This is a genomic window from Streptomyces xiaopingdaonensis (assembly GCF_000262345.1).
GTDB classification, from domain to species: domain Bacteria; phylum Actinomycetota; class Actinomycetes; order Streptomycetales; family Streptomycetaceae; genus Streptomyces; species Streptomyces xiaopingdaonensis.
Genome location: NZ_AJTQ01000097.1, coordinates 1 through 6,457 on the forward strand (window position 1 = coordinate 1; position 6,457 = coordinate 6,457).

At 72.6% G+C, this 6,457-nt stretch carries 3 protein-coding genes; 1 reads left to right on the forward strand and 2 read right to left on the reverse strand.

Annotated features, from left to right (window positions below; all coding sequences use genetic code 11):
* Window positions 1-48 precede the first annotated feature (48 nt).
* Together UWG_RS33350 and afsR are read right to left on the reverse strand one after the other, a co-directional pair.
* Window positions 49-195 carry a hypothetical protein gene (locus tag UWG_RS33350; RefSeq protein ID WP_016906579.1) on the reverse strand — a complete coding sequence of 49 codons (147 nt, stop codon included), beginning with the start codon at window positions 193-195 and terminating at the stop codon, window positions 49-51.
* Between the two features lie 204 nt (window positions 196-399).
* Window positions 400-3,339 carry an SARP-family global regulator AfsR gene (gene afsR, locus UWG_RS0107470; RefSeq protein WP_016906580.1) on the reverse strand — a complete coding sequence of 980 codons (2,940 nt, stop codon included), beginning with the start codon at window positions 3,337-3,339 and terminating at the stop codon, window positions 400-402.
* Window positions 3,340-3,811: 472 nt separating this feature from the next.
* Between afsR and UWG_RS0107475 the strand changes: the two genes are divergently transcribed.
* Window positions 3,812-6,397: a bifunctional FO biosynthesis protein CofGH gene (locus tag UWG_RS0107475; protein ID WP_016906581.1), complete on the forward strand. Its 2,586-nt coding sequence runs from the start codon at window positions 3,812-3,814 to the stop codon at window positions 6,395-6,397.
* Window positions 6,398-6,457 lie beyond the last annotated feature (60 nt).

Consider the following 6,457-nt stretch of genomic DNA (forward strand, 5'->3'; position numbering starts at 1 on the left):
GTTGTCGGCTCCTGGCGCTGGGCAACGCCAAGTGCCGTCGCTATTCGGTCAGTTGGCCGGCTCGCTCGAAACGTGACGGCTGTTCGGGCGGATCTCGCCCGAGTCCTCGGTGAGCGGCTCGCTCGACACGTGGCGGCTCTTGGTGTTGGGCTGCTCGTCCTCGTCCGCCTGTGTCTTCTTCTCGTGCGTGCTCATGGTGGCTCTCTCCTTGGTCGATTACGGACTTCTGGAACTCCCGCCCGGCAGCTCCCCCGTGGGCTGCCGGACGGGGCTCCTGCACCGCCCTGTGGTAGCGACGGTTCCCCCGTCAGTCCGCCTACCCCCCGAAGTGCCGGACCGACTGCTAGCAGCATGGCGCAGGGCGATAAACGAACGATGAACGACGGACCGACGGCCCTCTCAGGCAGCGACGACGGGGGTCAGAAGGTCCCTTGCCGCCTCGGCCTCGTCGCTGCCGAGGCGCTCGAAGACGGCGAGCGCCTCGGACCAGCAGGCGCGGGCGCGGTCGGACTGCCCCAGCCGGTGGAGCGCCCGGCCGAGGAGCAACAGGATCGTGCCGCGGCGCCACTCGCCCCCGATGCCGCGCAGTCCGAGCGCGCGCTCCGCGTGCCGTGCGGCGGCGGTGGGCTGGTCGGTGGCGAGGTGGAGTTCGGCGAGGCGGAAGTGGGCCATGCCGGCCCACAGGTGCTGCCTGGTCCTGTCGAAGAGGTCGAGAGCCCGGGTGAACTCCGCGTTCGCCTCGTGCCAGTGTTCGGCGGCGGCGAGTGCGATGCCGAGGGTGTAGCAGCCGTTGGCGAGCCGCATCGACGCGTCCGTACGGCGGTAGATCTCGACGGCCTGCCGCGCGAGCGGGATCGCCTCGTGCGCCTCGCCCAACTGCACCCTCGCCCTGGCGAGGTTGCAGAGGGCGCTCGCCTCCGAGGACTCGTTGCCGTAGGCGCGGAAGCGCTCCAGGGCCTGCGTCAGGTGGCGTTCGGCGTCGCGCGGACGGTTCTGGTAAATGGCCACGATGCCGCGGTCGTTGGCGGCGAAGGAGGACGAGATCCGGTCGTCGGCGGCCTCACCGAGCGCTCCTGCGACCTTCGCCTCCGACTCGGCCTTGCCGAACTGCCCCGTGGTGAAGTGGACGGCCGTGAGCACCGAGCGTGCCCGCGCCTCGGCGTGCATGTCGCCCGCCGTGTGGGCCGCGACGCTCAACTCCTCGGCGACGCGCTCGTATTCACGGATGTTGACGCCCGCCTCAGAGAGATCGGTCGTCGCCATCAGCAGGTCGACGGCGGCACGCAGCCCTGCTTCGCCGACGGACTGCCGGGCGCAGGCGAGGAAGCAGGCGGACTCGGCGAAGAGCCACGCGACGGCCTCGGAATTGTCGCGGAACGCGAGCCCGCTGTGGCGGGTGGGTTCCAGGTGCTGGGTGAGCAGCTCGTCCGGCTGGTCCATCGCGCGGACGTTGCGGCCCGTCGCGAGGTAGAAGTCGAGGAGCCGTGCCAGCGCCTCGTCCCGTTCGCTCGGCGGCTGCTCGTCGCGTTCGGCGCATGCGCGCGCGAAGAGGCGGACGAGGTCGTGGAAGCGGTATCTGCCCGGCGCCGCGGACTCCAACAGCGAGGTGTCGACGAGGGATTCGAGGAGGTCCTCGGTCTCCTCCTCGCCGCGGTCGAGCACGGCGGCGGCCGCGGTGAGCGAGATGTCGGGGCCGTCTGCGAGGCCCAACAGGCGGAAGGCGCGGGCCTGTTCGTGTTCGAGCTGGCTGTATCCGAGTTCGAAGGAGGCCTTCACGGCCTGGTCGCCCGCCTGGAGCTCGTCCAACCTGCGGCGTTCGTCGGCGAGTTTGCTGGCGAGCACGGTGACGGTCCAGGTCCGACGGGCTGCGAGGCGGGCCGCCGCGATGCGGATGGCGAGCGGCAGGAACCCGCAGGCCGCGACGACGTCCATCGCCGCCTCCCGCTCGGCGGCGACGCGTTCGGTCCCGACGATGCGGGTGAAGAGCGTCATCGCCTCCTCCGGGCTCATCACGTCGAGGTCGACGAGGTGCGCGCCCGCGAGGTCGACCATCCGGGCGCGGCTGGTGAGCAGCGCGGCGCAGCCGGAGGTACCGGGGAGCAGGGAGCGGACCTGCGCGGCGTCGCGCGCGTTGTCGAGGAGGGTGAGGACGCGGCGGCCGGCGAGGAGGGAGCGGAAGAGCGCGGCGCGTTCCTCGACGCCCTCGGGTATGGAGGAGTCGGGGGCGCCGAGCGCGCGGAGGAAGGAGCCGAGCACCGCCTCCGGGTCGGCGGGGGCCGGGCCCGCGCCCTGGAGGTCGACGTAGAGCTGCCCGTCGGGGAAGCGGTCGGCGGCGGCGTGCGCGACGTGGACGGCGAGGGTGGTCTTCCCCACCCCGCCGATGCCTGCCACGGCGGAGACGGCCATCACGGTGCCGCCCGCGGCCGAGAGCTGGTCGGAGAGTTCCTCGACGAACGCCCGGCGCCCGGTGAAGTCCGCGACCGTCGCCGGGAGTTGGGCCGGCTTGGTGAACGTCACCGGTACCTGGGCCGGTTCGTCCGCTTCCAGGGTGAGGCCCTCGTCGGCCTCGAGGATGCGCTGGTGGAGCTCGGAGAGTTCGCTGCGCGGGTCGACGCCGAGCTCCTCGGCGAGGAGCCGCCTGGTGTCCTCGTAGACGGCGAGTGCCTCGGCCTGCCGGCCGCTGCGGTAGAGGGCGAGCATCAGCAGCTCGCGGAGGCGTTCGCGGAGCGGGTGCACGGCGGTGAGGGCGGTGAGTTCGCTGACGACGTCGGCGTGCGCGCCCGTGCGCAGGTCGAGGCCGATGCGGTGCTCCTGGAGGCCGAGCCGCCACTCCTCCAGGCGGGCGCGCTGGTTCTCCGCGTTGGGCCCCGGGATCTGGGCGAGGCTCTCGCCGTCCCACAACTCCAGTGCGCACGCGTAGAGTTCGCGGGCCTTGGCGTGGTCGCCGGCGGCGGTGGCCTGCTCCGCCTCGTCGGCGAGGTGCACGGCCTGCTCCAGGTCGACGGTGGCGAAGCCCGCGGTGCGCAGGGCGTATCCACCGGACTCGCTGACGAGGACCTCGGCGCTGCTCCCCAGCGCCTTGCGGAGGCGCGAGGCGTAGGTGCGCAGGGCCGCCTTGGCGCGCTCGGGGGGCTCCTCGCCCCAGATGTCGTCGATGAGCTCCTCGGCCGTCGCCGTGCGGCCTCGGCGCAGCAGGAGGGCGGCGAGCAGCGCTCGCTGCTGCGGTGACCCCATGCCGAGGGATCGCTCACCGTGCGTCGCTCGGACGGGTCCGAGCAGGGTGAAGCGCAGGTGCTGTGCCCACTCGGTGCCGTGCCCCGTGTGGTTGGCCGCGCCCATGGTCGCCCCCTGGGGTACTTCCTCCACTGCCGCAAGGGGTCAGTCTGCCTTGTCCCTGCCAATTCCGTCAGCCGGGTACCGGCCTCCTTGCGGAGTCCTCGTTCGGTGTGCAAGCCCTCCGCCGACCCCGATCAGGTGCACATAGTGAACGGGTGCCGTGCCCGGCGGAGCGGGATCGTCCGGTGGACGACTTACCGGCGCGTCATGTAATCGTCTTCAACTCCCCTCACCAGCAGGGGAGTTCCTCGACAACACACGTCACGCGCACGCGGGCCCGCGTCGGCGGCGCAGAGGTGCGGCCGCCCACCGATCATGACATACCGCGATGGCACCGGATGGCTGAATTCCGCTCACGTGGCGGGGGTTCGCCGAGCGCGGACAGTACCCTGCGCCGCCGCCGTCGCCACGGCGCGCCCCCGAGGCCGCCTCCCCGTCCCGGCCGTCCGTCGGGACACGCCCATATCCTCGGAGAATGACCTCGAACGCGCAGGGACCCACCGCAAACGCCATGCGCCGCGCGCTCAAGCGCGCACGCGACGGTGTCGCCCTCGACACCGCCGAAGCCGCCGTCCTCCTCCAGGCACGCGGCGCCGATCTGGAGGCCCTCGCCGCCTCCGCCGCACACCTGCGGGACGCCGGCCTCGCCGAGGCCGGCCGCCCGCGCACGATCACGTACTCGCGCAAGGTCTTCATCCCGCTCACCCGCCTGTGCCGCGACCGCTGCCACTACTGCACCTTCGTCACCGTCCCCGGCAAGCTGCGGCGGGAGGGGCACGGCATGTTCCTCTCGCCCGACGAGGTGCTCCGGATCGCCCGGGAGGGCGCCGAACTCGGCTGCAAGGAGGCGCTCTTCACCCTCGGCGACCGCCCCGAGGACCGCTGGCCCGAGGCCCGCGAGTGGCTGGAGGCGCACGGCTACGACGACACCCTCTCCTACGTGCGCGCCATGGCGATCCGCGTCCTCGAGGAGACGGGGCTGCTCCCGCACGTCAACCCCGGCGTCCTCGGCTGGACGGACTTCCAGCGGCTCAAGCCCGTGTCGCCGTCGATGGGCATGATGCTGGAGACGACGAGCGAGCGGCTCTGGAGCGAGCCGGGCAACCCGCACCACGGCTCACCGGACAAGGAGCCCGCGGTGCGGCTGCGCGTCCTGGAGGACGCCGGACGCTCCAACGTCCCCTTCACGAGCGGCATCCTCCTCGGCATCGGCGAGACGTACGAGGAGCGCGCGGAGTCGCTCTTCGCGCTGCGCCGCGCCCAACGCGCCTACCACGGGCTCCAGGAGACGATCGTCCAGAACTTCCGCGCGAAGCCGGACACCGCGATGCGCGGCATGCCCGACGCCGAACTCGACGAACTCGCCGCGGCCGTCGCCGTCGCGCGGCACATCCTCGGCCCGTCCGCCCGCATCCAGGCGCCGCCCAACCTCGTCGCAGGCGAGTACGCGCGCATGATCGAGGCCGGCATCGACGACTGGGGCGGCGTCTCCCCGCTCACCCCCGACCACGTCAACCCCGAGCGCCCCTGGCCCCAGATCGAGGAACTCGCCGAGCGCACCGCGGCCTCCGGCTTCGAGCTCCGCGAACGCCTCACCGTCTACCCGGAGTTCGTGACCCGCGGCGAGCCCTGGCTCGACCCGCGGGTCCTGCCGCACGTGCGCGCGCTCGCCGACCCGGAGACGGGGCTCGCGCGCGAGGGCGCCCTGCCCTCGGGCCTCCCCTGGCAGGAGCCCGACGAGGAGTTCACCGCGGCAGGCGCAGGGCGCACCGAACTCCACCGCACCATCGACACCGAGGGCCGCACGGCCGACCGCAGGGACGACTTCGACTCCGTCTACGGCGACTGGGAAGCGCTCCGCGAACGGGCGGCCCCCGGCATGGTCCCCGAACGCATCGAGACCGACGTGCGCGAGGCGCTCTCGCAGGCCGCCGACGACCCGGCGAAGCTCTCCGACGACCAGGCCCTCGCCCTCCTCCACGCCGAGGGCGAGGCGCTCGACGAGGTGTGCCGCATCGCCGACACCCTGCGCCGCGACACGGTGGGCGACGCCGTCACCTACGTCGTCACCAGGAACATCAACTTCACCAACGTCTGCTACACCGGCTGCCGTTTCTGCGCCTTCGCGCAGCGCCGCACCGACGCGGACGCCTACACCCTCTCCCTCGACCAGGTGGCCGACAGGGCGCAGCAGGCGTGGGACGTCGGCGCCGTCGAGGTCTGCATGCAGGGCGGCATCCATCCCGACCTGCCGGGGACCGCCTACTTCGACATCGCGCGGGCGGTGAAGGAGCGCGTCCCCGGCATGCACGTGCACGCCTTCTCGCCGATGGAGGTCGTCAACGGTGCGAGCCGCACCGGACTCCCGATCCCCGAGTGGCTCGCGCAGGCCAAGGAGTCGGGCCTCGACACCATCCCGGGGACGGCGGCCGAGATCCTCGACGACGAGGTCCGCTGGGTCCTCACCAAGGGCAAGCTCCCCGCCGCCACCTGGGTCGAGGTCGTCAAGGCCGCACACCGCCTCGGCCTGCGCTCGTCGTCGACGATGATGTACGGCCACGTCGACCAGCCGCGGCACTGGCTCGGCCACCTGCGGCTGCTCGCCGAGATCCAGCAGGAGACCGGCGGCTTCACGGAGTTCGTCACGCTGCCGTTCATCCACACCAACGCGCCGGTCTACCTCGCGGGCATCGCCCGCCCCGGCCCGAGCATGCGCGACAACCGTGCCGTCACGGCCATGGCCCGGCTGCTCCTCCACCCGCACATCACCAACATCCAGACGAGCTGGGTGAAGCTGGGCACCGAGGGCGCCGCCGAGATGCTCCGCTCGGGCGCCAACGATCTCGGCGGGACGCTGATGGAGGAGACCATCTCCCGTATGGCCGGGTCGAGTTACGGCTCGTACCGCTCCATCCGCGACCTGGAGGCGATCGCCGAGGCGGCGGGGAGGCCGGCGAAGCCGCGTACCTCCGTCTACGGCGAGGTGCCGGAGGAGCGCCGCACCACGGCGCTCGCCTCCGACGGGCACCTCCCCGAGCTGCTCCCCGTCCTCGGGCAGTAGCGAGCGGCGGCGGCCGGCCCCCGGTCGGCCGCCGCCGCCCGCCGGGGCGGCGCGGCTCGG